Genomic DNA, 23,678 nt, shown 5'->3' with positions numbered 1-23,678 from the left:
GTCAGCCCCGGGCGACCATCGCCTCGATGCCGGCGACCAGCAGGTCCAGGGCGAAGGTGAAGTCGCGGTCCATCATCTCCGCGACCGTGTCACCGCCGCGGGCGTCCATGATCCGCTCGGATTCCTGGAGGTACGCCGCGGCCCCCGGGTCCTGCCGGACCGACCGCATCGCCTGCGCGTGGTACTCGTCCGGGGTCAGCCCCGAGTCCGTGATCCGGGACAGGAAGTGGGCCTCGATCGTGCCGTAGCCGTACACGAACTGAAAGACGGCCGAGATGGCGCTCATCACCCGCTTCTCCGGCAGCCCGGCCCGGCCGACGACCCGCTGCACCGTGCGGGAGAAGACCAGCGCGTGCGGCCCGATGTTGAGGTAGCGCCCGGCCAGCGGTGACAGCCAGGGGTGCCGCACCAGCAGCGCCCGGTACTCCGCGGCCAGCGCCCGCAACTGCTCCCGCCAGTCGGCGGTGTCCTCCTCGTCGGGCAGCCGCAGCTCGCCGAAGGCCGCGTCCAGGGCGAGTTCCAGCAGATCGTCCTTGGTGTCGACGTACCAGTACAGGGACATCGCCGTCACGTTCAGCTCGCCGGCCAGCCGGCGCATGGAGAACCTCGCCAGGCCCTCGGCGTCCAGCAGCCGCACCGACGCCTCGGTGATCCGCTCCCGGTCGAGCCCGGAGGGCTGCCCGCCGCGCCCGCCGCGCCCGCTCTTGCCCGACAGCCACACGCTGTCCCGCGCCGACCGGCCCGCTGCCTTCGTCACCGGCGCACCTTTCTCGATTCCGGCCACTGTCCCCGCCTGTTCCCGGCCACGGACCCAACTTAGGGCGTCCCGGCGGGAACGGGTGCCCAGGGTGGTCAGGCCGGCACCCGCTCCGCCCGCCGCAGCAGTCCCGCCGCCAGGAGACCGCCCAGCAGCACGGCCGCCGCGCCCACCAGCTGACCAGTGCCCAGCCCGTCGGCCAGGGACTTCCCCGACGCCACCGTAGAGCTGAGCACAGCACCGAGGACGGCGACACCAAGACCGTTCCCGAACTCGGCCAACGTTCCGTTGATGCCGGCGCCCACGCCCGCCTTCTCCGGCGGGATCGCGCTCATGATGGCGTGCGCCATCGCCGGATTCGCCACCGCGCACCCCGCGCCGATCAGCAGCAGCCCCAGCAGCGTGCCGGCATAGCCGTGGCCGCCGGTCTCGGCGATGGCCACCAGGCCCGCCGCCATCAGCGCCATCCCGAGCGCGATCGACACCGGGGTGCCCAGCCGCGTCGCCCACTTCGCCGAGACGCCCGTGAAGTTGAGCAGCACCACCGTCAGTGCCAGCGGGGCGGTCCGCAGACCCGCCTCCAGCGGGCCGTAGCCGAGCACGGACTGCAGGTGCTGGGTGAGCAGGAACAGCGCGCCGCCCATGCCGAACGTGATGAGCACCGCCCCGGCGACCGCGCCCGTGAACCGCCGGTCCCGGAAGAAGTACAGGTCGAGCATCGGCTCCCCGGCCCGGCTCTCCCACCAGGCGAAGGCGGCCAGCACCAGCACCGCGACGGCCGCCGTGGCGAGCACCCGCGCCGAGGTCCAGCCGTGGCCGGGGCCGGAGATGATCGCGTAGACGAGCGCGGCCATGCCGATGGTGGACAGCAGCGCGCCGGGCAGGTCGGGGCGGTCGCCGCGCGGGTTGCGGGACTCGGGCACCAGGGCGGCCACCGCGGCCAGGGCCAGCGCCACCACCGGGAGGTTGATCAGGAAGATCGCGCCCCACCAGAAGTGGTCGAGGACGAAGCCGCCGATCAGCGGGCCGCCGGCGAAGCCCAGCGCGTTGACCGCGCTCCACACGCCGATCGCCTTGGGCTGCTCATCGGGGGCGAAGATCTGCATCGCCACGGCCAGTGTGGTGGTCAGCAGCAGGGCACCGCCGATGCCCATGCCGGCCCGCGCGGCGACGAGCCGTCCGGTGCTGTCGGCGAGTCCGGCCACCAGGGAGCCGGCGCCGAACAGGGCGAGCCCGGTGAGCAGCATCTTCTTGCGGCCGTAGCGGTCGGCGGCGCTGCCCGCGGTGAGCAGCAGGCCCGACTGGACCAGGGAGTAGGCGTTGATCATCCACTGGATGTCGGAGGTCGTCGCGCGCAGCTCCCGGGTGAGCGAGGGGATGGCCACGTTCAGGACGGTGTTGTCGAGCAGCACGGTGAGCTGCGCGAGGCAGATGACGCCGAGGATCAGCCAGCGGCGGGGATGACCATGCGATACGGGCATGCCGTACACCGTATAGGGGTCGCTATACGGTGTACAGCATGTTTTCCGGACGGGAGGCCCGCGCTACTTCTTCTGCGTGAGGTCGTAGAAGGTCGCCGATCCCACCGTGACCTTCTTGAAGGTGTCCTGGACCCAGGAGCTGATCGCGGAGGCGGTGCCGCCCCCGCCCATGCCACCGCCGCCCATACCGCCGCCGGCGATGAAGTAGTGGATCCGGCCGTCCGCGACGTACTTCTTGAACCCGGTCAGGGTCGGGGACGGGTCGGTGCCGTTGAAGCCGCCGATCGCCATCACCGCCTTTCCGGTGGCGAGTTGGTAGCTGGCCGCGTTCTGCGAGCCGACGGAGGCCGCCGCCCAGGTGTAGTGCGAGGCGTTGCGGGCCAGCAGCCGCCGGGCCTCGGCCGACACGTCCGCGCCGTTCAGCAGGCCGCCGACACCGCCTCCGCCGCCCTCGCCCGCCCGGCCGCCGGGGAAGCCGAAGCCGCCGCCGTTCCGCTGGCCGGTCCCGTCGCTCCCGCCCTGGCCCGGCAGACCACCGCCGCCCGGGAAGCCGTTGCCCTGCGGGCTCTGACCGCTCTGACCCCCCTGACCCCCCTGTCCTCCCTGTCCGCCCTGCGGGTTCGGCTGCCCCTGCCCGGGCAGGCCGCCGCCGAAGCCGCCGCGCGGGCCCATGCCGCCGTCCCCGCCGGGACCGCCGGGGCCGCCCCGGCCGCCCATCCTGCTCGCGCCCGCCGGTCCCGCCGTGACGATCGACCCGGTGTGGCCCTGCCGGAGCGTGCTCAGGGTGTACGCCGCCGGTCCGGCCAGCGCGGCCACGAGGCCCGCCGCCGCCGCCGCGTGGGCCAGGCGTGGGGAGATCCGGCCGGCGAAGACCAGTCCGAGCGCCGCGGCCAGCCCGCCGGTCAGGACCAGCCACTTCAGCCACGGCAGGTAGTCGGGGGTGCGGTTGAGCAGGACGTAACCCCAGGCCGCCGCCGCGACCACGGCCGCGGCGAGCGTGACCGCCGCCCGCCAGTCCCGGCGCCGCTGCCACAGCAGCGCGGAGCCCATGCCGGTCACGGCCGCGAGGTAGGGCGCGAGGGCCACGGTGTAGTACTGGTGGAAGATGCCCGCCATGAAGCTGAAGACCGCCATCGTCATCAGCAGCGACCCGCCCCACACCAGGAACGAGGCCCGGGTGACGGACGTCCGGCGGGCCCTGCGCGTGGCCACCAGGCCGGCCGCCAGCAGGATCAGCGCGGCGGGCAGCAGCCAGGAGATCTGGCCGCCGATGTCGGAGCCGAACATCCGGTCCCAGCCGGTCTCGCCCCACATGCCGGTGCCGCCCGCCCTGCCACCGCCGCCGACGCTGCCGCTCTCCTCGCCGTTGAGCCGGCCGAGCCCGTTGTAGCCGAAGGTCAGCTCCAGGAAGCTGTTGTTCTGCGAGCCGCCGATGTACGGGCGGGAGGAGGCCGGCCACAGCTCGACCACGGCCACCCACCAGCCGCCCGAGACGACCAGCGCGAGCGTCGCCGCTGCCAGTTGCCCGAGCCGCTTGCGCAGCGGCACCGGCGCGCAGACCGCGTACACGGCCGCCAGGGCCGGCAGGATCAGGAACGCCTGGAGCGTCTTGGCGAGGAACGCGAAGCCGATCGCGACGCCGGCCCACACCAGCCACTTGGTCCGGCCGTCGGCCACGGCCCGGACGACGAGGTAGCAGGCCACCGTCATCAGCAGGGCCAGCAGGGCGTCGGGGTTGTCGAACCGGAACATCAGCGCGGCGACCGGGGTGAGCGCGAGGACCGCGCCCGCGATCAGGCCGGCCCCGGGGCCGAACCGGCGGCGCACGGCCGCGTGGACGACGGCGACGGTCGCCACGCCCATCAGCACCTCGGGCGCGAGGATCGCCCAGGAGTTCAGGCCGAAGAGCCGCACCGACAGCGCCATCGGCCACAGCGCGGCCGGCGGCTTGTCGACCGTGATGGCGTTGCCCGCGTCGAGCGAGCCGAAGAAGAACGCCTTCCAGGAGGTGCTGCCCGCCTGGACGGCCGCCGAGTAGAAGGAGTTGGCGTAGCCGGAGGCGCCGAGGCCGTACAGGTAGAGCAGGAGGGTGGCGGTCAGCAGGGCGAGGAGAGCCGGGCGGGCCCAGCGGGGGTCCTCGGGCCGGCCGCGCCACAGCCGGTGCGGGAACGCCTGCCCCGGCTGGTCCGACTGGTCCGTTCCGGGCGTCCCGGGCGGTGCGGCCGGTGGCTCCTCCCCGGCGGTCGTGCCGTTGTGCCGGGCGGCCGGCGGGTCGTAGTGGGCGGTCATCGGGCATCCCCCGGGTCGGTGTCGTGCGGGCGCGCCGAACGCGGCCGCAGGGTGGTGTCGGTGCCGGTCCCCGGCTCGTACGCGGTCCGCTCGCACGTCCGGCCGTACGTCCGGCCGGCCCCTTCCCCGTACGTCCGCTCGCGGGCCCGGTCGTCCGGGCGCGGGGAATGGGCGCGGGGCAGCGGGGTCCGGGGGCGGTCCGGGAACACCCAGGCGCGGAAGAGCAGGAACCGCAGCACGGTCGCCGCGAGGTTGGCGGCGATGAGCACCGCCAGCTCGGTGGAGTGCGCCGGGCCGGCGGAGGCCGTGTGCAGGGCGGCGAGCGAGCCGCTGGTCAGGGCGAGGCCGATGCCGAAGACGACCAGGCCCTGCGCCTGGTGCCGGGCCGCGCCGCCCCGGCCGCGCACCCCGAAGGTGAGCCGGCGGTTGGCGGCCGTGTTGGCCACGGCGGAGACCAGCAGCGCGAGCGCGTTGGCGGTCTGCGAGCCGGCGAACTGCCGGAAGCCGCTGTACAGCAGCAGGTAGCAGAGGGTGGACAGGGCGCCGACCACGCAGAAGCCGGCCAGTTGGCGGGCCAGGCCGCCGGGCACGCCGGTCAGCTCCCGGTCGCGCGGGTCGTCGCCGAAGGGCCGGGCCAGCCGGTCCAGCGGCAGCGAGCCGGTGGCCAGGGCCTTGCCGATCCGCCACACGCCCTTGAGGTCGTCGGTGGCCGTCCGCACGAGGTGCACGGTGGAGTGCGGGTCGTCGACCCAGTCCACCGGCACCTCGTGGATCCTCAGGCCCGCCCGCTCGGCCACCACCAGCATCTCGGTGTCGAAGAACCAGCCGGTGTCCTCCACCAGCGGCAGCAGCACCCGGGCCACGTCCCGCCGGATCGCCTTGAAGCCGCACTGCGCGTCGGAGAAGCGGGCCTGGAGCGAACCGCGCAGGATCAGGTTGTAGGCCCGGCTGATGAACTCCCGCTTGGGGCCGCGTACGACCCGGGAGGCACGGGCGAGCCGGGAGCCGATCGCCAGGTCCGAGTGGCCGGAGATCAGCGGGGCGACCAGCGGCAGCAGGGCGTTGAGGTCGGTGGACAGATCGACGTCCATGTAGGCGAGGACCGGGGCGTCCGACGCCGACCACACGGTCCGCAGCGCCCGCCCCCGTCCCTTCTGCTCCAGCCGGACGGCGGTGACCTCGGGCAGCTCGGCCGCCAGGCGTGCCGCCACCAGCGGGGTGGTGTCCGTGGAGGCGTTGTCCGCCACGGTGATGCGGAACGCGTACGGGAAGGTGCGCGCGAGGTGCTCGTGCAGTCCCCGGACGCACGGCTGGAGGTCCTTCTCCTCGTTGTAGACGGGGATCACTACGTCCAGGACAGGCGTTCCGGCGGCCGCGGCCGGGAGGTGCTCCCGCGCCGGCAGGGTGCCGGGAGAAGAGTCGGTTGGCATGACCCGACTCTCCTCAGGCGCCCTGTTCCACCCGTGTGCTGACGCTGTGCCAGGCCTGTGAATGCGGTGCTGGGCGCGTGTTCGGCGCCGGGTGCGTGCGGGGGGCGGGGTGCGTGCGGTCGGTTGGCGGGCCGCCGCCCGGTGCCGGCTCCGGGGCGGCCGCGATGAGTGCCGGCTCCGGGGTGGCCGGCGTGAGTGCCGGCAGGCGCACCGTGAACACCGTGCGCCCCGGGACGCTGTCCACGGTCACGGCACCGCCGTGCGCCCCGGCCACCGCCTGCACGATGGCGAGCCCCAGGCCCGTCGACCCGGTGGCCCGGGAGCGCGCGGAGTCGCCGCGGGCGAACCGCTCGAAGACGTGCGGCAGCAGCTCCGCCGGGATGCCCGGCCCGTCGTCCTGCACGTCGACGCACACCCACGGCCCGCGCCGCCGCACCCGCGCGGTGACGGTCGTACCGGGGGGCGTGTGCTTGCGGGCGTTACCCAGCAGATTGACCAGCACCTGCTGGAGCCGTGCCGCGTCCGCCGAGACCAGGGCCGGCGCGTCGGGCAGGTCGAGCCGCCAGTCGTGGTCCATGCCCGCCGCCCGCGCGTCGCTGACCGTGTCGACCACCAGCGGGACCAGATCGGTGGGCTCGAACCGGAGCGGGCGCCCGGCGTCGAGCCGGGCGAGCAGCAGCAGGTCCTCGACGAGCAGGGTCATCCGCCCGGCCTCGGACTCGATACGGCTCAGCGCGTGCCGGGTGTCGGGTCCGACCCGCTCGTGTCCGCGCCGGGTCAGCTCGGCGTAGCCGCGGATGGAGGCGAGCGGGGTCCGCAGTTCATGGCTGGCGTCGGCCACGAACTGCCGTACCCGCGTCTCGCTGCGCTGCCGGGCGTGCAGGGCGCCGTGCACGTGGTCGAGCATCCGGTTGAGCGCGGCGCCGACCCGGCCGACCTCGGTGTGCGGGTCGCACTCCGCCTCCGGGACCCGTTCGCTGAGGTGCACCTCGCCGCTGTGCAGGGGGAGTTCGGAGACCCGGGTGGCGGTGGCGGCGACCCGGCGCAGCGGGCGGGTGGCGACGCCGACGAGCACATGCCCGGCGATACCGGCGGCGACGAGACCGGCGGCGGTGACACTGACCTCGACCAGGATGAGCGTGTCGATGTTGTCGTCGGTCTCCCGGGTGGGAACGCCGACGTAGTAGCCGCCGCGGAAGCGGACGCGGTACGTGCCCAGCCCCGGCAGCCGCGCGGTGTGCGCCCGGTCGTCCCGGACGACCGCGCCGAGAGCGCTCTTCTGGGCGGCGGTGAGGTCCACGGCGCTCATGGCGAACGTGGCCGCGGACTGCTTGCCGACCTTGCCGCCGGTGACGGTGGTGCCGGTGACGACGGCCACGAGGGAACCACTGGGCTGGGGACCGTACTTGACGAAGGCGCCGAGGTCGATCGGCTTGCGCCGCGGGAGCCGCCGGCCGTCCTCGCCGGGCAGGCCCGCGTCCGGGCCCGGCGGCGGGAAGGCGCCCGACGCCCGCGCCGTGGCCTCTCCGAGCTGCTGGTCCAGCTGGTCGTACAGATGGGAGCGCAGCGCCAGGGTCGTCACCGTCCCGATCACCGCGCACACCACCGCGACCAGCGTGACCGACGCGAAGACGAGCCGTGTCCGCAGGGTGCGCGGCTGCCCGGTCCGGCGCCGCCGCGGACGCCGGCCGCTCATGACACGGCGGGCTTGATCAGGTAACCGGCCCCCCGCCGGGTGTGGATCATCGGCTCGCGGCCCGCGTCGATCTTCCGCCGCAGGTAGGAGATGTACAGCTCGACGACATTGGCCTGGCCGCCGAAGTCGTACGACCACACGCGGTCCAGGATCTGGGCCTTGCTCAGCACCCGCCGGGGGTTGCGCATCAGGAAGCGCAGCAGCTCGAACTCGGTGGCGGTGAGGTGGATGGAATCCCCGCCCCGCGTGACCTCGTGGCTGTCCTCGTCCAGCGTCAGGTCGCCCACGACGAGCACCGATTCGGACCGCCGGTCCGCGGCGCCCGCCCGGCGGATCAGGCCCCGCAGCCGGGCGACGACCTCCTCCAGGCTGAACGGCTTGGTGACGTAGTCGTCGCCGCCGGCGGTGAGCCCGGCGATACGGTCCTCCACCGCGTCCTTGGCGGTGAGGAAGAGCACGGGCACCTCCGGCAGTTCGCGCCGCAGCCGGCCGAGCACGGCCAGGCCGTCCATGTCCGGCAGCATCATGTCGAGCACGACGGCGTCGGGCCGGAACTCGCGGGCCGCCTGCACGGCGCCCTGCCCGTCCCCCGCACTCCTGATCTGCCAGCCCTCGTAACGAAGGGCCATGCTGAGCAGTTCGGTGATCGACAGCTCGTCGTCCACCACGAGCACCCGGACGGGGCTCCCGTCCGGCCTCAGCAGTTCGGTGCGCCCCTGGGGCGAGGTCGTGGTCATGGGGGACACCTTGGCGGCGTCCGGTGAGAAGACGCTTTCCAGAATCTGTGATTTCTCTGAGAAACCCTTGGGAACCTCCCGGGGACCTCCGGTGTCCCGCCTCCGGCGCCCCGGGTCAGAACAGCGCGTCCGGCGCCCGGCCGAACTCCCGTACCGGAAAGGAGTGTCCGGCCGCCGCGGTCCCGGCCGGCAGCAGCTCCCAGCCGGTCATCAGCCGGGTGTCCAGGACGACGACCCCGCGGTCGCCGGCCGCCAGGTGGAGATCGGGCCCGGCAGCCGCGACCAGTTCACCGCGCACGGCCCCGCCCGGCACCAGCTCCACGATCGCGCCGGCCGCACCCGGAGCCGCGTCGATCCCGAACGCGCGGACGTGATCGACCACATGGCAGGGTTCCGGCCGCAGCGACTGCGGCCACCCGGGCAGCGCGACGGCCCGCGCGTGCAGCTCCCGCACCTCGGCGGCGCGCGCCGCCTCCGTCTCCGGCAGCGCCGAGCGCACCGCCCGCTTCTCGGCGTACGGCACCCGGTCCGGCACCCGCAGCGCGGCCCGCAGCAGCTCCTCGGTGCGGCGCGCGGCCATCAGCGGACCGGTGCCGAGCCAGCTGAAACAGACGGCGCCCTGCTCCAGCAGCCGGGCCGGGCCGCGCTCGGCGGCGGTGATGCCGACCTTCGGCAGCCCGGGCCCGAACCACGCCAGATACACCCGGTACGGCCGCGGGTCGTCCGCGAGCGTGTCGGCGGCCACCGAGTGCGCCCGGTCCAGCCGCGCGCACTCCTCGCACCGGGCCCCCGTGCTCCGCCCCGGCACGGCGGCCCGCACCGGACAGGGGTTCCCCCGCGCCCCCACACACCGGCGCACGCTCCCCTCCGGCACGGCGAAGGCGACCCGCTTCCCCCACATGAGCGCGCTGCGCCGCTCGCCGTCCCAGACCAGCACCGGCCCGTCCGGCGACCAGCGGAGCCCCGCGCACTTCCACACCTGTGCCATCACCGACGAGGGTAGGGGGCGGGACTGACAACGGGCTCAGCGGCGGGAGCGCGTCCGGCGCGGAGGGGGACGGGAGTGCGCTCACTCGGCCGGTCGACTGGTCCGACGGTCCGTTGGTACGACAGTCGGCTCGTCCGCTGGTCTGACGGTCAACTGGGCCGCTGGTCCGACGGTCGGCTGGCCCGACAGGCTGACTCGCTCAACCGGTCCGCACATTCGACCGGGCCGCGCGCTCAGCCGGTCCGCACACTCGACCGGGCCGCGCGCTCAGCCGGTCCGCACACTCGACCGGTCCCTCACTCGACAGTCCCGCTTACTCCCCAGGCGCACTCCCCAGGCTCGCTCACTCCACAGGAGCCAGCGGCGCCTCCGCAGGCGTCGCCCCGGTCACCGCCACCGGCACCGCCGCTTCGGCCCGCCGTCCCCGGCCCGCCAGCCGGCAGCTCACGCACCCGGCATGGCCGTGGCGGGCCCGCGTGTCCCGGGCCCGCAGCCCCCACTGCTCCCGCGGCCGTATCCCCGGCGGCTTGCCCCAGCCGGCCAGATGCAGCAGCCAGGTCACCAGCACGCTCGCCGCCACGACGGCCAGTCCGCCGACGACCAGCGGCAACGAGGCCGCGCACACTCCCCACCCCGCCACACCGCTCCCCACGGTCGCGATGGCGAAGCCGGTCCAGCCGGCGATCGTGTGACCCTCGTCGTACAGACTCATGGAGCCGCCTCCAGGGAACGCAGCACAGTTCTCTCACGGACTAAGCAATTAACAGCCCGAATATCTCACGGACTAAGGGAACGCGAAAGATGCACGGCACGCCGCGCCGGTCCGCCACCCCCGCCCAGGCACTGGCGGCGATGGACCACCTGATCGCCGCCCACCTCATCGGACAGCAGGAGCTGGCACGGCGGCTGGGCCTGACCGTCACCGACCTGACCTGCTTCGCCTTCGTCCTGGAGGCCGGCGACGACCTGCTGGCGGCGGGCGACCTCGCGGCCCGCGCCCACGTCACCACGGGCGCGGTGACCGGCATCCTCAACCGCCTGGAACGCGCCGGCTACGTCACCCGCCGTCCGGACCCAGCCGACCGCCGCCGGGTGCGCGTGGCCGCCGTACCGGAGGCCGTCACCCGGGTCGAGGCGGTGTACGCGGGCCACCACAAGCGCCTGACGGCCCTCTTCTCCGCCTACCCCCCACAGGAGCTGGCGATCATCACCGACTGGCTGACCCGCACCACGGACCTGGCCCACGAATACCTGGAGAAACTCAACCGGAACGACCCCGCCGAGGAGTGCTGAGCGTCCGCGCCCCACGACCTGCTTTTCATAACTAATAAGGACGCACGAGACCGGTCGATAATAGAAAAGGACGACCATTCCGGCCAACCTTCACCCGTTCGCCGCGCACCCAAGCCCCAACAGGCACGTTACTTCGGATATGAGGAAGGCAACCAGGGAGCAGGCGTTCGAATCCCTCCCGGAGCGGTCACACAGTCCCGCCGGGCGAGCTACGCGCCTGGGCTCCTACACCTACATGCCCGCACCGGCCCGCGCCACCGAGGCCAAGGGGCGGCTGGTGAAGGGAGGCCTTCCCGTCAGCCTCGAGGTGTCCGAGGAAATCCTCCGGGATTTCATGGAGGCCATGAGCCGCCTGGAAAAGGACCTGGCGAGACGCTGGGTCGGTGTCGATTCCCGTGGCACGTCGGCGGAATGACGAAGCCACATCATGTACGATGAACCAACGGGACATTATCCGGAATTCCCCGACTATCCTTACGGATACCGCGGTGGTGGCGGCAGGCACCGGGCGACCGTCGACGCCTTCCAGTCCCCCCTGGTGCCGCCGGACTCCGGCTGGGACCCCGCCGAAGAGCTGGCCTTCATGCTCCAGGACGCCATGGAGGAACAGCAGCCCGGCGTCCCGACGGCGCGCAACGGGGAGTTCCCCACCGGCGAGGAGCAGAAGACCCCGCACGAAGCCCTGGTGGAGATCACGGCGGAACTCCCGCCGGTGCGGGGCCGGCGGCACAACCACCGCAGGGTCCGGGAGCGGCGGGACCGGGACGCGATCCGCATCGCCAGCTATGTCGCCGCCGCCCTGGTCACGGTCATCGCGTCCGCCGTCAGCACGTTCGGCGGCTTCGTCTCCTACGACCCGCTGCGGTTCGTGGCGGAATCCCGGATGCAGAGCGACGCCGGCTCCGTGTGGCCCCTCCTCGTCTTCGGCCCGTGGCTGGTGGCGTCGCTGTCGATCCTCCGCGCGGCACTGCACCAGCGCCGGGCCTTCCACTCCTGGTGCGTCCTGGTGCTGTTCACCGGCTTCGCCATGACGCTGTGCGTCGCCCAGGCGCCGAAGCAGATCATCGACATCTCGGCCGCGGCCCTGCCCAGCTTCGCGTCCCTGGCCTGCTTCCAGCAGGTGGTACGGCAGATCACCCTCACCCGGCCGCCCCGGCGCACCCTCCCGAGGCACCGTTTCCAGCGCGCCGACACCCCCGCCGACCCCGCCCCGCCGCCCTCGCGTGACGGCCTGGCAGGGGGTGCCGCGCGTCCCGGCAAGACCACTGCGGCCCCGGCCGCTCAGTCCCGGCTGAAGGAGTAGGCGCGCTCCACCCGCGCGACCTCCACGCGGTACGAGGCGTACCACTGCTCCCGCCCGAGCCGCTGCGCCTCCAGGTGTTCAGGGTGGGCCTTCCACGCCGTTATCGACGCCTCGTCCCGGTAATAGAGGACGACGAGGTCCCGGCCGTCCTCGTCCGTCAGCGACTCCCGGCCGAGATAACCCGGCTGTGCCGCGCCCAGCTCGCCCATGCGCGCGTTCATCTCCGCATAGCCTTCGAGGTCCTCGGTGGGCCGGGTCGTGATGATCACGGCGTAGTACGGCGGTTCCGGACGAACGAACGGCGTGGTCATACGAGAGTCCTCCGTCGGTGAGAAGCAGGTGCGGCCAGGCTAGGGCCTGGGGACACACCGCCGCGATGACCACCGAGTGGGACACCCGGGCCCGGCTGTCCGACCCTCCGGCCGTTCGTCGAGGAGGCGAGGGCGGGGCCGTACCCCGCCCGGTCAGGAGGTGAGGACGGAGACGCCGTCGCCGATCAGCTTCAGCCCGAGGACGAAGAACAGGACGGCCATCACCGCGACGTTGTGCTGAGCCGCCCAGTCCTTCCAGTTCACGAGCGTGGTCCGGGCCCGTTCGCCGCCGAGGAGGTAGACGCCGAGCGGGACCAGCAGGCCGAGCGTGGCGATCACGACGAAGACCGCCAGCGAGGCGGCCTGCTGACCGGCGGGCAGTCCGGCCGAGCCGATCGCGGCGCCCGCGGCGATGGTCAGCGGGGCGTTCTTGGCGTTGAGCGCGGCCAGGCCCGCGCCGAGCCCGAAGACCTTGACCGGCGCGAGGCGGTCGATCGCCCCCATCCACTTCGGCAGTTTCGCCTGCGAGGGGTCCTCCGGGCGCCGCCGCCACTGCCGGGCGCCGAAGACCAGCAGGACCAGGCCGAGAGCCAGCTTGAGGGCGCCCACCCAGGTGGCCGGATGCTTGTGGGCGGAGGCGCCCGCGGGCGAGGCGATCAGGAGCATCACCGTGCCCAGCGCCGCCAACCCCAGGATCCAGCCGACGGTGAAGAGAATGCCGTTCAGGCGTCCCCGGGGCGTGGCCAGGATGAGGATGACGGCGATGATCGGAAGCGGGCTGACCGCGACACCGGCCGCAAAACCCAGCACGTCACCGAGAACTGCGCCCATGGTTGCCTCCTGCGAGGTGGGGGTGGCGATGCCCCGCGCGCGGGCAACGGCCGGTGAAGGCGGGCGCCCCGGCCGCCCGGACGGCGGGTCCTCCCGCGCCGAATGCGTCGCGGGGGCACGGCGGCGCGGAAGCGACCGACCGGGTCGGTGACGACCCCGTGCCCGGCACGCACGGGCCTGTCCCATCTTCCTGCTTCCGATCCGATCTGTCCTCGGCAGCCGCACCGGACGCGAGGTTCCGGAGGCACGGGTTCCGCCGTACCCGTGCCTCCGCCGTCCCGCGGACGCCACCGCGAGCCGGCGGCCGGGTCCCGGAGACCGGACCGCCCGTCGGCCGAGGTGCGTGGCGGCGCGGCCACCGCGAGGATGGAGAGGTGAGGGCGACGGCGCCTCCTACCCGGGCGTCTGGCGACCCGCGCACCGATGGCAGGGAGTCCCAGGATGACTGCAACGGCAGGAGCGGCCCAGTCGGCCCACCCCGAGCGCCCCGGCAGATCGGACGGAGTCTGCAGCGAGTTCACCGTCTTCACCAAGATCAAAGAGGGCCACGCGGAGGCCCTGCGCAAGGACCTCGCCGAGATCGCCGGCGGGGAGGACCGTTCGGCACTGAAGCAGATCGGCACCCTGCACGACGCACGGCACGTCCTCTTCGACCATGACACCCGGTTCATGTTCGCCAGCGTCTTCGACGGCTCCTGGGACACCTACATCGACGACTTCGGCAAGACGGTGGTCGGGACGAACTTCGACAGGATCTTCGCGCACAGCGAGGGCTTCCCCGGCGTCACCGATCCCGGGGTGAAGGACTGGTTCGTCGCCCACCAGGAGCCGGCAGGGGTCTTCGTCAGCTCCTATCCCGATCTGACCGTCCAGCAGATCTGGAAGGACCAGCGCGTGAACGAGGCGTTCCAGGAGGTGCTGGACACCCCGGAGTTCCGGGCGGCGCTGGACGACCCGGCCAACGCGCGGCTGGTGGCCACACCGGCCTTCCAGCGGCTGCTGGAGGAAGCCTCGGCCTAGGGCCTCTCGTGTGGATCACGCCGGGCTCGCGGGCCTCGGAGCCGGCGCCACGTCGGCGGACCCTGCCGGCGGGTACGGAGCGACCGCCGCAGGCCGGCCCGGACAGAGGCCCGATGCGGAGGCACGAGCGATCATGAACACGACGGCAACGAACAGCGCCGCCAGCGTGCACATCGAGATCGAGGACGTCCAGAGCGGGGCGCTGCGCCCGCGGCCCGTGCCGTACGAGGGGAAGTTCATCTTCCTGCGCGTCGACGACCGCCACGCCGGACGCGCCCTGCTGCGGCGGCTGCTCCCGTTGACCTCGGGCGGCCTGCCGAGCGTGGACCCGAGCCAGGACGCCTGGGTGGCCGTGGCGCTCACCTACCAGGGGCTGGTGGCCCTGGGGCTGCCCCAGGAGTCGTTGGACAGCTTCCCGCGGGCGTTCCGCGAGGGCATGGCCGCCCGGGCGGAACTGATCGGCGACGTGGGCGAGAACGCGCCGGACCACTGGGAGAAGCCCTTCGGGACGGGCGACGTCCACATCGCGCTGAGCGCCCTGTCCTCCGACAGCGGGAAGCTGGAGGCGGAACTGGAACGGGCCCGGACCGCCTACCGGGAGACCCCGGGCGTCGAGGTGATCTGGCAGCAGGACGTCCACCAGCTCCCGACCGGACGCACCACCTTCGGGTTCCGCGACGGCATCAGCCATCCGAACATCGAGGGCGTCGGACTGCCCGGCTCCAACCCGCAGGAAGCGCCCATCAAGGCCGGTGAGTTCATCCTCGGCTACCCCGACGAGACCGGGAACCTGCCGCCCATGCCCAGCCCCGACGTGCTGGGGCGCAACGGCACCTACGTGGCCGTCCGCAAGATCCGCACCGACGTGGCGGCCTGGCGCCGGTACCTGCGCGCCAACAGCTCCGGTGCCGAGGAGGAGGAACTGCTGGCGGCGAAGATGGTCGGGCGCTGGCCGAGCGGGGCGCCACTGGCGCTGGCACCGGAGCGCGACGACCCGGAGCTGGCGGCCGATCCGCAGCGCGTCAACAACTTCATGTACCGGGAGAACGACGACCGCGGCCTGCGGTGCCCCGCCGGAGCGCACATCCGCCGCAACAACCCCCGGGACGCCACCATCGTCGGCGACGCGCGGATGCACCGGCTCATCCGCCGCGGCACCACCTACGGCCCGCCGCTGCCCGAGGGCGTACTGGAGGACGACGGCGCCGACCGCGGCCTGGTGGGCGTGTTCATCGGCGCCCACCTGGAGCGGCAGTTCGAGTTCATCAAGGCCGAGTGGGTCAACGACGGCAACTTCATCGGCTACCCCGGGGAGAAGGACCCGGTGGCCGGACACCACGACGGGACCGGCAGCGCCACCATCCCGGAGAAGCCCGTCCGGCGCCGCCTGCGCAACCTGCCCAGCTTCGTGGTCACGCGCGGCGGCGAGTACTGCTTCGTACCGGGTCTGCGTGCCCTGCGCTGGCTCGCCGCATGGGAGGACTGAGGCCATCCCCACCCTCCCGAGGTCCGAGCACGCTCTGACGAAGAGGTCGAAGCCATGGCAGCACAGTTCGTCCGCTACACGCCCGACGTCGAGGACGACGACCCCGACTTCGACCGGCATGTGCAGACGGTGATCGAGAAGACCGAGAACTACATCACCGATTCCGTCGAGGCCGGCGGCACCGGCCAGGCCCTGCGCGACGCCCACGCCAAGGGCTACGGCCTGATCCGCGCAGAGGTGGAGATCCTCGGCGGGCTGCCCCCCGAGTACGCCCAGGGCATCTACGCCACGCCGCGGACCCACGAGGCGCTCATCCGCTTCTCCAACGGCTCGCCGCACGCCGGGGCCGACGCACGGCTGGGCGCCGCCACCGGACTGGCGCTGAAGCTGTTCGGCGTCCCCGGTCCGACCCTGCTGGACGACGAACCCGACACGGGCACCTTCGACTACGCCAACATCAACGGGCCGGTCTTCTTCTGCAACACGGTCGAGCACTACCTGTTCATCCAGGAACTGTTCCTGGACGCGCCGGCCTACTTCTCCCAGGGCCGGCCCGGCGCGCACCGCTTCTTCACCGAGTTCGTGACCGGAAAGGGAACGCTGGACCGGGACGACTGGGCGTGGGACGAGTTCCTGGCCTTCCTGCGCCTGTCCAGGACCAAGCCCCTCAACGTCCTGCTGTCGAGCTACTGGACCATGGGCGCGGTCAGGCACGGCGACTACATCGCCAAGGTGCGCATCACCCCCGACCCGCAGTGCGCGGCGGCGGTGGTCCGGCGCGACATCGACCCGGCCTCCGCACCGGAAGTCTTCCGGCCGGCCCTGGAGGCCGAACTGCGCGAGCGGCCCTACGCCTTCGACATCCAGGTCCAGCTCTGCACGGACCTGGCGCGCATGCCGGTGGAGGACACCACCGTGGAGTGGCCCGAACGGCTCTCGCCACCCGTCACCGTGGCCAGACTGCGGCTCCCGCGGCAGGACATCTCCGGCCCGGAGAACCTGGACCGGATGGACTCGCTGTCCTTCACCCCCTGGCGGGTCACCGCCGAGCACGCCCCCCTCGGCAACATCATGCGGGCCCGCAAAGAGGTCTACCGCCAGTCCTCCATCCAACGCCACAAGCTCAACCGGCAACCGCGCACGGAGCCCCGAAGCGCCGACGAGGTATTCGCCCCACCCGGATGACAGGGAAAACGCAAGAGGCCCCGGAGTGATCCGGGGCCTCTCGTCTGTGTGCACTCGGCAGGATTCGAACCTGCAACCTTCTGATCCGTAGTGCAATGAAGGGGTTCCTGGCCTTCCATGTGGTCCACGTGGAAGGCCAGGGGAGCCCTACGCGTCGCCGTCCGGCCGTCCTTTCTCAGCCCGTCCGTGAGACGTGTCTGAGACGCACGTGAGTCGACAAGAGGCCCTGATCGCCAGTGAGGCGTTCGGGGGTTCCCTCGTCCGCGAACCCGCCCGGAAGGTAGTGCAGGTGGTGGGCGAACGTGGCGCACCCTTGGCCACGCCCGCCACAGGGAAGAGACAGGCCAGCGCCGTTGCAGCCCGAAGCGGCAAGCCAGAACGTCATCACGGTCATCGGCAATCTTGTCGAGGAGCCAGAGCTGCGCTTCACCCCGTCCGGTGCGGCGGTCGCGAAGCTCCGCGTCGCGTTCACTCTCCGCACCTTCGACCGCCAGACCAACGAGTGGAAGGATGGCGAGAACCTCTTCCTCACCTGCGCCCGGTCTGGCGCCAGGCGGCGGAGAACGTCGCCGAGTCGCTCCAGCGAGGCATGCATGTCATCGTGCAGGGCCGACTGAAGCGGCGGTCCTACGAGGGCCGTGAGGGCGTCAAGCGCACGGTCCAGGAGCTGGACGTCGGGGAGTCGGCGTCGGCCTGCGTAAGGCTACGGCCAAGTACCGCGAGTGCCACGACGAGATGGGCGACGTGCAGTACAAGGTGAACGACGTGCTGCGCAAGATCGATTTGTTCGCCGAGTTCGGCATGCACATCAAGAAGAACGTGAAGGTCGACTACAAGGGCGACAAGTTCCTTGCGTACGCCATCTTCCACCACGTACAGCTACAGCGAGGCGCGGCCATCCGCGTCAAGTTCGACTACGGCGGGAACAACCTCCCTTCAAGAGCTCCGCTGTTTCACGTGAAACATGCATGCGAATCGACCTGACCTGCAGGCATCCGGCGTCGCATACGTCGAGGGCTACACCGACATGCAGCGTTCGAAAGGTCGGTCTCGGTGACCAACTCCACCCGCTGCTGGCCAGGACCCGTGAGTGACGGCCAGTCAACGATGCGCGTCTGGAGCTGCATTGAGGTGTTCTGGGGCCGCACCTGCTGCCAGTGTCGTGCGTCAGAATGGTCCACGCGGCCACGGCCCCCTCCGGAAACGGCGGGGCCCTCCTGGTCCTAACGCAGGTCCATGGCCTCCTCCGGAAACGGCGGCGGCCCCCTGGTCCTACGCAGGAGGCCGCCAACACCGTCAGAGACGCCAACCGAAGGAGGTCGACATCTCCAGCACCAGAAAGTGTAGGTGCAGGGTCTGTCATCGCCCCACCTACACGACCACCCACCCGCCCGTAGGCGGGACGGCATACGTACCCGCATCGCAGAACGGCAAGCGCAACGCCACTTCCGCCGCCTTCTGAGCTCTGCCGCGGATGAGCTCGTGCGGGCTGGCGTGAAAGCCAGCTTGAGCGGGGTTGCAACCTTCGCGCTCTACTGGTGGCATCACCACCACTGATCGACCTGGTGGTGGGTTGTTCCCGGGGTTGCACGCCTGTGCGTCCCTTCAGCAACCCACCACTTTTCCCAGCTCCCAGCCCGTTCGCCGTTGACCCCCACGCCGTGAAGCCGGCGTGGTCCATGACGTCCAGGTGGAGGGCGCCACTGTAGGAACAATCTCGGCGCCATGGGACCGCGTCTGCTCGGATCTGCCTGGGTCGACGCACGTTGCGAGGCCGGTACCGCTACGGCAGGGGAAGGCCCTGGCGCAGCCGCGCGGCCATCTCAGCACCCGCCTCGGTCACCATGAACATGTGGTACATCTCGAAGCCGGGAAAGGACCCGAGTACACGAGCATCCATAACGGCCTAGGAGGACGGCCCTCTGGCATGTCCGGGAGCGTACCCGTGGGCAACAAGTGGAGCCCGATCCGGCGAAGACTGAGCTGCATGTACACAGTGGGTCACGGTGCGACTGCGCGAACAAGGAGCGTTCCGATGTGACCAGGGCGCGGGGCATCGAGTACCTGGGCATCGGCAGTGAGGAACCCGGCCCGGGTCAGCAGGCGCTCCCACACGGCCGGGCGGTAGCTGTAGCGGTAGGTGAACATCGCCTTGCCGGCGAAGCCTCCCTTGTACATGCCCTGGGGCCCGTAAGCGCCGGGGATGGCGGGAGGCTGTGAGAAGACGAAGGCGCCGCCGGAGTTGAGCCGCTGACGGACAAGGGGGAAGAGGTGGCTCGGGTCAGTGAACCAGGCGGCTCCGAAGATCGAGTAGACGGCGTCGTACGTGTCCTCGTGCTCGCCCAGGTACTCCAGGACCTCGGAGCACACGAACTCGGCGCCAGTGCTGGCCCACTTCGTGGTGATCTTCTTGACCATGACGGGAGACAGGTCCACGCCCCGAGCCGTGATGCCGTGCTGAGCGAGGTGGGCGAGGGCGCGGCCGGTGCCGCAGCCGATCTCCAGAACGGAACGCGGGTCGCCGAGTAGTTCCGGACCCGGTCCGTGACCGGCGTACTGGGTCCAGCAGAAGCTGGGCTCCGCGTCGTCCTTGAAGGCGGACGCGGCGAAGGTGTCCCACAGCTCCGTCTCGGCGGCGATGTCGTGTTGTGCGGGCAAGGCGGTTCCTCTTCACCAGGGCTGGCCCCTGACCTCCGGGGGACCGAGGACAGGGGCCAGAGTAGGGCTGTTCAGTGGCTGTCGGGGACCTTGTTGTCGCACGGCGAGCAGTCCGTGCCGTCGATCGCCCACAGCTCCTCGTCGACGCCGAAGCCGATGGACTTCAGGAAGTCCGCCGTGCGCAGGCACAGACCGTCACGGCGGCGCTCGATGAACGGGGCGTGGTGCTTGTAGCTGCCCCCGTTGTACACGTCGCACAGGGCCCACCACACCGGTGTGTCGAGGATGAGCTGGTGAACGCCGATGTCGACGAGCTTGCCGACGCCCAGGTGGACCTCGGGGTGCTCCATGCAGCCGATGGTGTACATGACGGCGTTGCCGAGGATGCGCTCGACCATGTCGCGGACCATCGTGTGGTCACGCAGCAGCAGGGCGACCTCACGGTCCCAGAGGGTCATGCCGCTGTCCAGGACGTTGATCGTCAGGTGCTTGATGTGGGGCTGGACGGCGTTGAGGAGTTCCTTCGGGTCCCGTGTGCGGGTGCTCGTAGGTCGGTCGAGAGTGACGGTCATGGGCTACTCCTTCGGACACAGGTCGTGCCGTACCGGTTCGAGCCCGCCCCGTCTCAGCCTGTCCAGGCCTTGACGCGCGGTGCGGTCGCCTTGCGGATCCCGTCCCAGCGAGAGCTACTGGGTGATCTGGCTGGAACGGGCGACTCGGGTGGTGCCCTGGCGGTTGTAGGCGTGGCACAGGCAGGTACAGCGGTGCACGAGCAGGAGGCCGGTGGCGTAGGGCAGAGGAACGTCCTCTGTCTGGCGGCACTGTGCGTGCAGGTCCTCGTAACCGGGGCGGAGAGCGAGAGCACACTCCGGGGACCACGAGGCGGTGTCGGTGGTGGGGGCGCTCATCGCACTGCCCTCATGGCCCGGTGGTGAGGGCACGCACAGGGAGGGAACTCCTGCCCAAGGCTTGTGGCCGTCTCGGCTTCGGCGCCCTCGAAGCCGTGGATGCCGGAGTCGCTCGTGACGCGACCTTGGCGGTCCACGGTGTAGACCCGCAAGGTCATCCGAGGCGGGAGACCACCGTCCTCGCCGGGCCCACCCTCGCCGCTCACTCGTCGCCGCCGTGTCGGAGCGCCTCTGCCAGTCGCATGGCCACGTCGGCGCGTACACGCCCCAGTTCCACGAGCTTAAGAGCGGGCGAGCCGGCATCGACTCCGAGCGATGGCAGCACGATGCGTGCCTGATCGAGAGCCGCTCGTAGGGACTCTATGGCTGCGAAGGGATCGACATCGTCGCGTGCTGTGGCCATGGACAGGACGGTAAGGACGGGGAGTTACTGGTTGCGATGCGATGTTCTCGAATGTTCTCTCAGTCTGACTGAATGTTCTCGTGTGGTCTCACGCGAGGGGGTGCACGCTGTGGTGCGGGCGCATCAGCGCCGGTGAAGCTGATGGCGACAGGGCCCCACACCATGGGAGGCAACCGTGGCACGACGACTGCGCTTCAACGGCACCGACAGCAAGAACGGTGGCTGCCCCGCCGTTCACGAGGATCTCGACTCCGGTGAAATCATCATTCAAGGAACGCCGCTCACCGACCCCGAGGACATCGCCCAGCTTCAGCACTTCGGCCCCGGAGATGCCGCAGTGATCGTGCCGCGTGAACTCCTCGTCAAGCACGGGCCCAAGGAGGTCACCCGCGTGCCCAAGCTGATCGACCTGGAGGAGTTCGGGCGGCTCTTTGAAACTTTCGAGCACTCGGCTTGGCACCTGGAGACACGGCGGGGCTACGCATCAGACCGGGAGGATCCTGGGTACGCGGAGTTCCTCTCCACCGGCACGGCCCCGTGCGATCTCGACAGCGGGTGGTGCGCGAACATCCGCCAGCAGACGGCCGGCGGCAAGTACGTCGGACGGGTGCGCGTCGTCGACAACCCGCCGACCGAGGGACAGTTGTTCCTACTCGACTATGCGAAGTGCAACGCGGCGACGGGTGAGGACGTGCGGAACCTGTGGCGCGAGAACGCGGAACGGCTCCGGCTGCCCGCGGAGGACTTCTGGATCTTCGATAGTCGGCTGGTGGCCGTGCTGCGCTTCAATGACGAGGACGCCTTCCACGACGTCGAGATCATCACGGAGCCTGCCGAGGTCTTGCGGTACTGCCAGGTCCGTGACGCCGCGGTGCACGGGTCAGTCCGGTACGACGAGTTCGCGGCGCTCCTCGGCGCCGACCGCTAGCGAGCGGAACCAGTGAGCACAGACTTCCAGCAGGCCAGGGAGGCCCTCGGGCTGCGCTTGAGGGAACTCCGGCTGTCGGCCCCGGGAGGACGGCTCACCGGCACGCAGCTGGCACAACGACTCGGCTGGCCCCACTCCAAGATCTACAAGCTGGAAAACAGCCAGCAGACCGCCACCAGCGAGGACCTGCGGGCCTGGGCCGGAGGTGTCGGCCAGCCGGAGGTCTTCGGTGAACTGGAAGCCCGGCTCAAGGGCTTCGAGTCCCACATCCGCTCCTGGCGCCGGCAACTGGCCGCCGGGCACAGGCCCGTGCAGGACAGTTGGAACCTTGAAGTCGGGCGGTCCCAGGCCATCTACGCCTGGGAGGAGTCTGTCATCCCTGGCATGCTGCAGACGGCCGACTACGCACGGCACATCTTCCTGCGGTACGCGGACCTTCTGGGCTCGGTCCGCGACACAGATGCTGCCGTCCGCGCCCGCATGCGGCGCCAGGAGTGGTTGTACGAGGCAGGCCGGAAGTTCCACGCCCTGGTGTGGGAGGCGGCCCTTCATGCCCTGGTCTGTCCCCCGTCCGTCCTCGCCAGCCAACTCGACCGACTCGCGGGCATCATCGGCATGGACACCGTAGAACTGGGGATCATCCCGCTCGGCGCCTCGCTCAAGATCCCGGCAGCCAACGGTTTCTGGATCTTGGACGACAGGCTCGTGATCGCAGAGGACTGGCATGCGGAACTGTGGCTGGACGACGCCGGGAGCGTGGCCACCTACCTGCGGGTCTGGCACACGCTCCGGGAGTCCGCCGTGTACGGCGTTGACGCTCAGAACCTCATCAGCGCAGTACGACGGACGTTGCGCTCGCACTGAACCCGATTTCATGGACGGTGACGCGTGAGATTCAGTGAGACGCCAACGCAAGAGGCCCCGGAGTGATCCGGGGCCTCTTGCCTGTGTGCACTCGGCAGGATTCGAACCTGCAACCTTCTGATCCGTAGTCAGATGCTCTATCCGTTAAGCTACGAGTGCTTGTTCTTTTGTTTTGCCTCCGCTCCCGGCCCTTTCGGCCCGCTCGCGGCGACAGGAAGAACATTACATGACTGCCGCCGTCATGTGAAATCCGCCCCGCATACCCCTTGTGACCTGCGGAAACGTCGACAGCGGGCTAGGGAGCCGCGTGGGCGGGGAACGACGAAGCCCCGGTCCTGGGGACCGGGGCTTCGGTGGAGCGGAGGCGGAGGGATTTGAACCCTCGATGGGCTTTAAGACCCAAACCGCATTAGCAGTGCGGCGCCATAGACCGGACTAGGCGACGCCTCCAGCACAACCGTTCACGCGAGCGCGCGATCGGTGCGTGCAGATGATGACACAGGCGAGCGCCCTGTCACCAATCGCCCCCTACGGTACTAGGCAGGCGGGCCGCAGGGCAAAGGGCTTCCCCGGCGGGGCGGCGCAACGTCTCGGCGGCTCCGGCGTTGGACAGCGCATGGTCTCCGTACTGCCGGCGCCCGCGCGCCGCCTCCTCGCCGCTGCCTGTGCCGCCGCCGCCTCCCTCGTCCCGCTCACCGCCGTCCCCGCCGTCGCGGGTGCCGCCCTGCCGCCGCCCGTCCGGTCCGAGGACCAGCGCGATCACCTCACCGTGGTGGTCCGGCACGCCGGGGAGGGACGGGATGGGACGTACGAGGTGTACTGCCACCCCGGCGCCGGCCGGCACCCGGACGCCGCCGGGGCCTGCCGGGTGCTCGACGAGAACACCCGCTGGGGCCGCGACCCCTATGCGCCGGTGCCCGAGGGCACCACCTGCACCCTGCTCTACGGCGGCCCGGCCACCGCCCGTGTCACGGGTACCTGGGCCGGGCGCCCGGTTGACGCTTCGTACGACCGCAGGGACGGCTGCCAGACGGCCCGCTGGGACCGGATGGTGCCCCTGCTGCCCCGTCCCGGCGCCTCCGCCTGACCGTGGTGACAGCGGATGACCTG

At 71.2% G+C, this 23,678-nt stretch carries 25 protein-coding genes, 2 tRNA genes and 1 pseudogene; 11 read left to right on the top strand and 17 right to left on the bottom strand.

Translation table 11 applies throughout. From position 1 onward, the window contains the following. Window position 1: 1 nt before the first annotated feature. The 9 genes from ACH4OA_RS08710 to ACH4OA_RS08670 all read right to left on the bottom strand — a co-directional run bounded on the left by ACH4OA_RS08710 (window position 2) and on the right by ACH4OA_RS08670 (window position 10,090). Window positions 2–757 carry a TetR/AcrR family transcriptional regulator gene (locus ACH4OA_RS08710; RefSeq protein ID WP_397968282.1) on the bottom strand — a complete coding sequence of 252 codons (756 nt, stop codon included), beginning with the start codon at window positions 755–757 and terminating at the stop codon, window positions 2–4. Between the two features lie 95 nt (window positions 758–852). Further along, the gene (locus ACH4OA_RS08705) at window positions 853–2,238 is read right to left on the bottom strand and encodes an MFS transporter (RefSeq protein ID WP_397968280.1); all 1,386 of its coding nucleotides are present in this window, start codon (window positions 2,236–2,238) and stop codon (window positions 853–855) included. Window positions 2,239–2,301: 63 nt separating this feature from the next. Beyond that, entirely contained in the window at window positions 2,302–4,527 is a 2,226-nt protein-coding gene (locus tag ACH4OA_RS08700) for an ArnT family glycosyltransferase (protein ID WP_397968278.1), read from the bottom strand. Beyond that, complete coding sequence (locus ACH4OA_RS08695) at window positions 4,524–5,957, bottom strand: glycosyltransferase (protein ID WP_397968276.1); 1,434 nt, start codon at window positions 5,955–5,957, stop codon at window positions 4,524–4,526. The genes ACH4OA_RS08700 and ACH4OA_RS08695 overlap by 4 nt, the downstream gene beginning before the upstream one ends. A gap of 13 nt (window positions 5,958–5,970) precedes the next feature. Next, complete coding sequence (locus ACH4OA_RS08690) at window positions 5,971–7,653, bottom strand: ATP-binding protein (protein ID WP_397968273.1); 1,683 nt, start codon at window positions 7,651–7,653, stop codon at window positions 5,971–5,973. Continuing rightward, on the bottom strand, window positions 7,650–8,390 hold the full coding sequence (locus ACH4OA_RS08685) for a response regulator transcription factor (RefSeq protein WP_365883510.1): 741 nt from the start codon (window positions 8,388–8,390) through the stop codon (window positions 7,650–7,652). Before ACH4OA_RS08685 ends, ACH4OA_RS08690 begins: the two co-directional genes overlap by 4 nt. Before the next feature lie 115 nt (window positions 8,391–8,505). After that, complete coding sequence (locus tag ACH4OA_RS08680; RefSeq protein ID WP_397968272.1) at window positions 8,506–9,378, bottom strand: DUF2797 domain-containing protein; 873 nt, start codon at window positions 9,376–9,378, stop codon at window positions 8,506–8,508. A gap of 81 nt (window positions 9,379–9,459) precedes the next feature. Then, the gene (locus ACH4OA_RS08675) at window positions 9,460–9,594 is read right to left on the bottom strand and encodes a PT domain-containing protein (RefSeq protein WP_397936785.1); all 135 of its coding nucleotides are present in this window, start codon (window positions 9,592–9,594) and stop codon (window positions 9,460–9,462) included. Between the two features lie 127 nt (window positions 9,595–9,721). Continuing rightward, entirely contained in the window at window positions 9,722–10,090 is a 369-nt protein-coding gene (locus tag ACH4OA_RS08670; protein ID WP_397936687.1) for an HGxxPAAW family protein, read from the bottom strand. 89 nt (window positions 10,091–10,179) lie between these two features. Here ACH4OA_RS08670 and ACH4OA_RS08665 point away from each other — a divergent pair, with 89 nt between their 5' ends. The 3 genes from ACH4OA_RS08665 (at window position 10,180) to ACH4OA_RS08655 (ending at window position 11,974) form a co-directional block, all read left to right on the top strand. Then, window positions 10,180–10,671, top strand: a complete 492-nt coding sequence (locus ACH4OA_RS08665; RefSeq protein WP_397968269.1) for a MarR family winged helix-turn-helix transcriptional regulator — start codon at window positions 10,180–10,182, stop codon at window positions 10,669–10,671. 139 nt (window positions 10,672–10,810) lie between these two features. Next, window positions 10,811–11,086: a hypothetical protein gene (locus ACH4OA_RS08660; protein ID WP_365941657.1), complete on the top strand. Its 276-nt coding sequence runs from the start codon at window positions 10,811–10,813 to the stop codon at window positions 11,084–11,086. A 12-nt stretch (window positions 11,087–11,098) separates the two neighbouring features. Next, entirely contained in the window at window positions 11,099–11,974 is an 876-nt protein-coding gene (locus tag ACH4OA_RS08655) for a DUF2637 domain-containing protein (protein ID WP_397936684.1), read from the top strand. On the opposite strand, the gene ACH4OA_RS08650 is transcribed toward ACH4OA_RS08655, so the two are convergent. Both ACH4OA_RS08650 and ACH4OA_RS08645 read right to left on the bottom strand, forming a co-directional pair. After that, entirely contained in the window at window positions 11,953–12,285 is a 333-nt protein-coding gene (locus tag ACH4OA_RS08650) for an antibiotic biosynthesis monooxygenase family protein (protein ID WP_397936683.1), read from the bottom strand. The genes ACH4OA_RS08655 and ACH4OA_RS08650 overlap by 22 nt on opposite strands. 153 nt (window positions 12,286–12,438) lie before the next feature. Beyond that, window positions 12,439–13,116: a GAP family protein gene (locus ACH4OA_RS08645; RefSeq protein WP_397968268.1), complete on the bottom strand. Its 678-nt coding sequence runs from the start codon at window positions 13,114–13,116 to the stop codon at window positions 12,439–12,441. Between the two features lie 441 nt (window positions 13,117–13,557). Between ACH4OA_RS08645 and ACH4OA_RS08640 the strand changes: the two genes are divergently transcribed. The 5 genes and pseudogenes from ACH4OA_RS08640 to ACH4OA_RS08620 all read left to right on the top strand — a co-directional run bounded on the left by ACH4OA_RS08640 (window position 13,558) and on the right by ACH4OA_RS08620 (window position 17,791). Beyond that, complete coding sequence (locus ACH4OA_RS08640) at window positions 13,558–14,136, top strand: hypothetical protein (RefSeq protein WP_397936680.1); 579 nt, start codon at window positions 13,558–13,560, stop codon at window positions 14,134–14,136. Between the two features lie 133 nt (window positions 14,137–14,269). Then, on the top strand, window positions 14,270–15,622 hold the full coding sequence (locus tag ACH4OA_RS08635; RefSeq protein WP_397968265.1) for a Dyp-type peroxidase: 1,353 nt from the start codon (window positions 14,270–14,272) through the stop codon (window positions 15,620–15,622). Window positions 15,623–15,676: 54 nt separating this feature from the next. After that, window positions 15,677–16,807, top strand: coding sequence for a catalase family protein (locus tag ACH4OA_RS08630; protein ID WP_397968263.1), 1,131 nt, complete (start codon window positions 15,677–15,679; stop codon window positions 16,805–16,807). A gap of 353 nt (window positions 16,808–17,160) precedes the next feature. Further along, window positions 17,161–17,521 (top strand): annotated as a pseudogene (gene ssb / locus ACH4OA_RS08625) (single-stranded DNA-binding protein); the annotation flags it as partial. A gap of 51 nt (window positions 17,522–17,572) precedes the next feature. Then, the gene (locus ACH4OA_RS08620) at window positions 17,573–17,791 is read left to right on the top strand and encodes a hypothetical protein (protein ID WP_397968369.1); all 219 of its coding nucleotides are present in this window, start codon (window positions 17,573–17,575) and stop codon (window positions 17,789–17,791) included. Window positions 17,792–18,808: 1,017 nt separating this feature from the next. On the opposite strand, the gene ACH4OA_RS08615 is transcribed toward ACH4OA_RS08620, so the two are convergent. The 4 genes from ACH4OA_RS08615 to ACH4OA_RS08600 form a co-directional block, all read right to left on the bottom strand. Continuing rightward, a complete protein-coding gene (locus ACH4OA_RS08615) occupies window positions 18,809–19,465 on the bottom strand; it encodes a class I SAM-dependent methyltransferase (protein WP_397936675.1) in 657 nt (218 codons plus the stop codon). A 71-nt stretch (window positions 19,466–19,536) separates the two neighbouring features. Then, window positions 19,537–20,037, bottom strand: a complete 501-nt coding sequence (locus ACH4OA_RS08610; protein WP_397936673.1) for a hypothetical protein — start codon at window positions 20,035–20,037, stop codon at window positions 19,537–19,539. Window positions 20,038–20,151: 114 nt separating this feature from the next. Then, on the bottom strand, window positions 20,152–20,373 hold the full coding sequence (locus ACH4OA_RS08605) for a hypothetical protein (protein WP_397936671.1): 222 nt from the start codon (window positions 20,371–20,373) through the stop codon (window positions 20,152–20,154). A 202-nt stretch (window positions 20,374–20,575) separates the two neighbouring features. Next, window positions 20,576–20,776: a hypothetical protein gene (locus tag ACH4OA_RS08600; RefSeq protein ID WP_397968261.1), complete on the bottom strand. Its 201-nt coding sequence runs from the start codon at window positions 20,774–20,776 to the stop codon at window positions 20,576–20,578. Window positions 20,777–20,951: 175 nt separating this feature from the next. On the opposite strand from ACH4OA_RS08600, the gene ACH4OA_RS08595 reads away from it, so the two are divergent. Continuing rightward, window positions 20,952–21,704, top strand: a complete 753-nt coding sequence (locus ACH4OA_RS08595) for a DUF6879 family protein (protein ID WP_397968258.1) — start codon at window positions 20,952–20,954, stop codon at window positions 21,702–21,704. Window positions 21,705–21,716: 12 nt separating this feature from the next. Next, on the top strand, window positions 21,717–22,568 hold the full coding sequence (locus tag ACH4OA_RS08590) for a DUF5753 domain-containing protein (RefSeq protein ID WP_397968256.1): 852 nt from the start codon (window positions 21,717–21,719) through the stop codon (window positions 22,566–22,568). 86 nt (window positions 22,569–22,654) lie between these two features. Here the strand turns inward: ACH4OA_RS08590 and ACH4OA_RS08585 are convergent. Further along, window positions 22,655–22,727: transfer RNA gene (locus ACH4OA_RS08585), tRNA-Arg, on the bottom strand. A gap of 200 nt (window positions 22,728–22,927) precedes the next feature. After that, a tRNA-Ser gene (locus ACH4OA_RS08580) sits at window positions 22,928–23,018 on the bottom strand. A 166-nt stretch (window positions 23,019–23,184) separates the two neighbouring features. Here ACH4OA_RS08580 and ACH4OA_RS08575 point away from each other — a divergent pair. Continuing rightward, entirely contained in the window at window positions 23,185–23,655 is a 471-nt protein-coding gene (locus tag ACH4OA_RS08575; protein WP_397968254.1) for an SSI family serine proteinase inhibitor, read from the top strand. The last annotated feature ends 23 nt before the right edge of the window (window positions 23,656–23,678 follow it).

The organism is Streptomyces sp. NPDC017095, from assembly GCF_044332325.1.
Taxonomy (GTDB): Bacteria; Actinomycetota; Actinomycetes; order Streptomycetales; family Streptomycetaceae; genus Streptomyces.
This window is presented reverse-complemented; position numbering and strand designations above follow the sequence as displayed.

Bases quoted from the DNA above. Each gene is read 5' to 3' on its own strand.
- ACH4OA_RS08600 (WP_397968261.1), bottom strand. From the start codon at position 20,776: ATGGCCACAGCACGCGACGATGTCGATCCCTTCGCAGCCATAGAGTCC.
- ACH4OA_RS08685 (WP_365883510.1), bottom strand. From the start codon at position 8,390: ATGACCACGACCTCGCCCCAGGGGCGCACCGAACTGCTGAGGCCGGAC.
- ACH4OA_RS08695 (WP_397968276.1), bottom strand. From the start codon at position 5,957: ATGCCAACCGACTCTTCTCCCGGCACCCTGCCGGCGCGGGAGCACCTC.
- ACH4OA_RS08630 (WP_397968263.1), top strand. From the start codon at position 15,677: ATGGCAGCACAGTTCGTCCGCTACACGCCCGACGTCGAGGACGACGAC.
- ACH4OA_RS08575 (WP_397968254.1), top strand. From the start codon at position 23,185: ATGGTCTCCGTACTGCCGGCGCCCGCGCGCCGCCTCCTCGCCGCTGCC.
- ACH4OA_RS08655 (WP_397936684.1), top strand. From the start codon at position 11,099: ATGTACGATGAACCAACGGGACATTATCCGGAATTCCCCGACTATCCT.
- ACH4OA_RS08675 (WP_397936785.1), bottom strand. From the start codon at position 9,594: ATGTGCGGACCGGTTGAGCGAGTCAGCCTGTCGGGCCAGCCGACCGTC.
- ACH4OA_RS08705 (WP_397968280.1), bottom strand. From the start codon at position 2,238: ATGCCCGTATCGCATGGTCATCCCCGCCGCTGGCTGATCCTCGGCGTC.
- ACH4OA_RS08700 (WP_397968278.1), bottom strand. From the start codon at position 4,527: ATGACCGCCCACTACGACCCGCCGGCCGCCCGGCACAACGGCACGACC.
- ACH4OA_RS08645 (WP_397968268.1), bottom strand. From the start codon at position 13,116: ATGGGCGCAGTTCTCGGTGACGTGCTGGGTTTTGCGGCCGGTGTCGCG.
- ACH4OA_RS08635 (WP_397968265.1), top strand. From the start codon at position 14,270: ATGAACACGACGGCAACGAACAGCGCCGCCAGCGTGCACATCGAGATC.
- ACH4OA_RS08670 (WP_397936687.1), bottom strand. From the start codon at position 10,090: ATGAGTCTGTACGACGAGGGTCACACGATCGCCGGCTGGACCGGCTTC.
- ACH4OA_RS08660 (WP_365941657.1), top strand. From the start codon at position 10,811: ATGAGGAAGGCAACCAGGGAGCAGGCGTTCGAATCCCTCCCGGAGCGG.
- ACH4OA_RS08610 (WP_397936673.1), bottom strand. From the start codon at position 20,037: ATGACCGTCACTCTCGACCGACCTACGAGCACCCGCACACGGGACCCG.
- ACH4OA_RS08650 (WP_397936683.1), bottom strand. From the start codon at position 12,285: ATGACCACGCCGTTCGTTCGTCCGGAACCGCCGTACTACGCCGTGATC.
- ACH4OA_RS08640 (WP_397936680.1), top strand. From the start codon at position 13,558: ATGACTGCAACGGCAGGAGCGGCCCAGTCGGCCCACCCCGAGCGCCCC.
- ACH4OA_RS08690 (WP_397968273.1), bottom strand. From the start codon at position 7,653: ATGAGCGGCCGGCGTCCGCGGCGGCGCCGGACCGGGCAGCCGCGCACC.
- ACH4OA_RS08605 (WP_397936671.1), bottom strand. From the start codon at position 20,373: ATGAGCGCCCCCACCACCGACACCGCCTCGTGGTCCCCGGAGTGTGCT.
- ACH4OA_RS08680 (WP_397968272.1), bottom strand. From the start codon at position 9,378: ATGGCACAGGTGTGGAAGTGCGCGGGGCTCCGCTGGTCGCCGGACGGG.
- ACH4OA_RS08665 (WP_397968269.1), top strand. From the start codon at position 10,180: ATGCACGGCACGCCGCGCCGGTCCGCCACCCCCGCCCAGGCACTGGCG.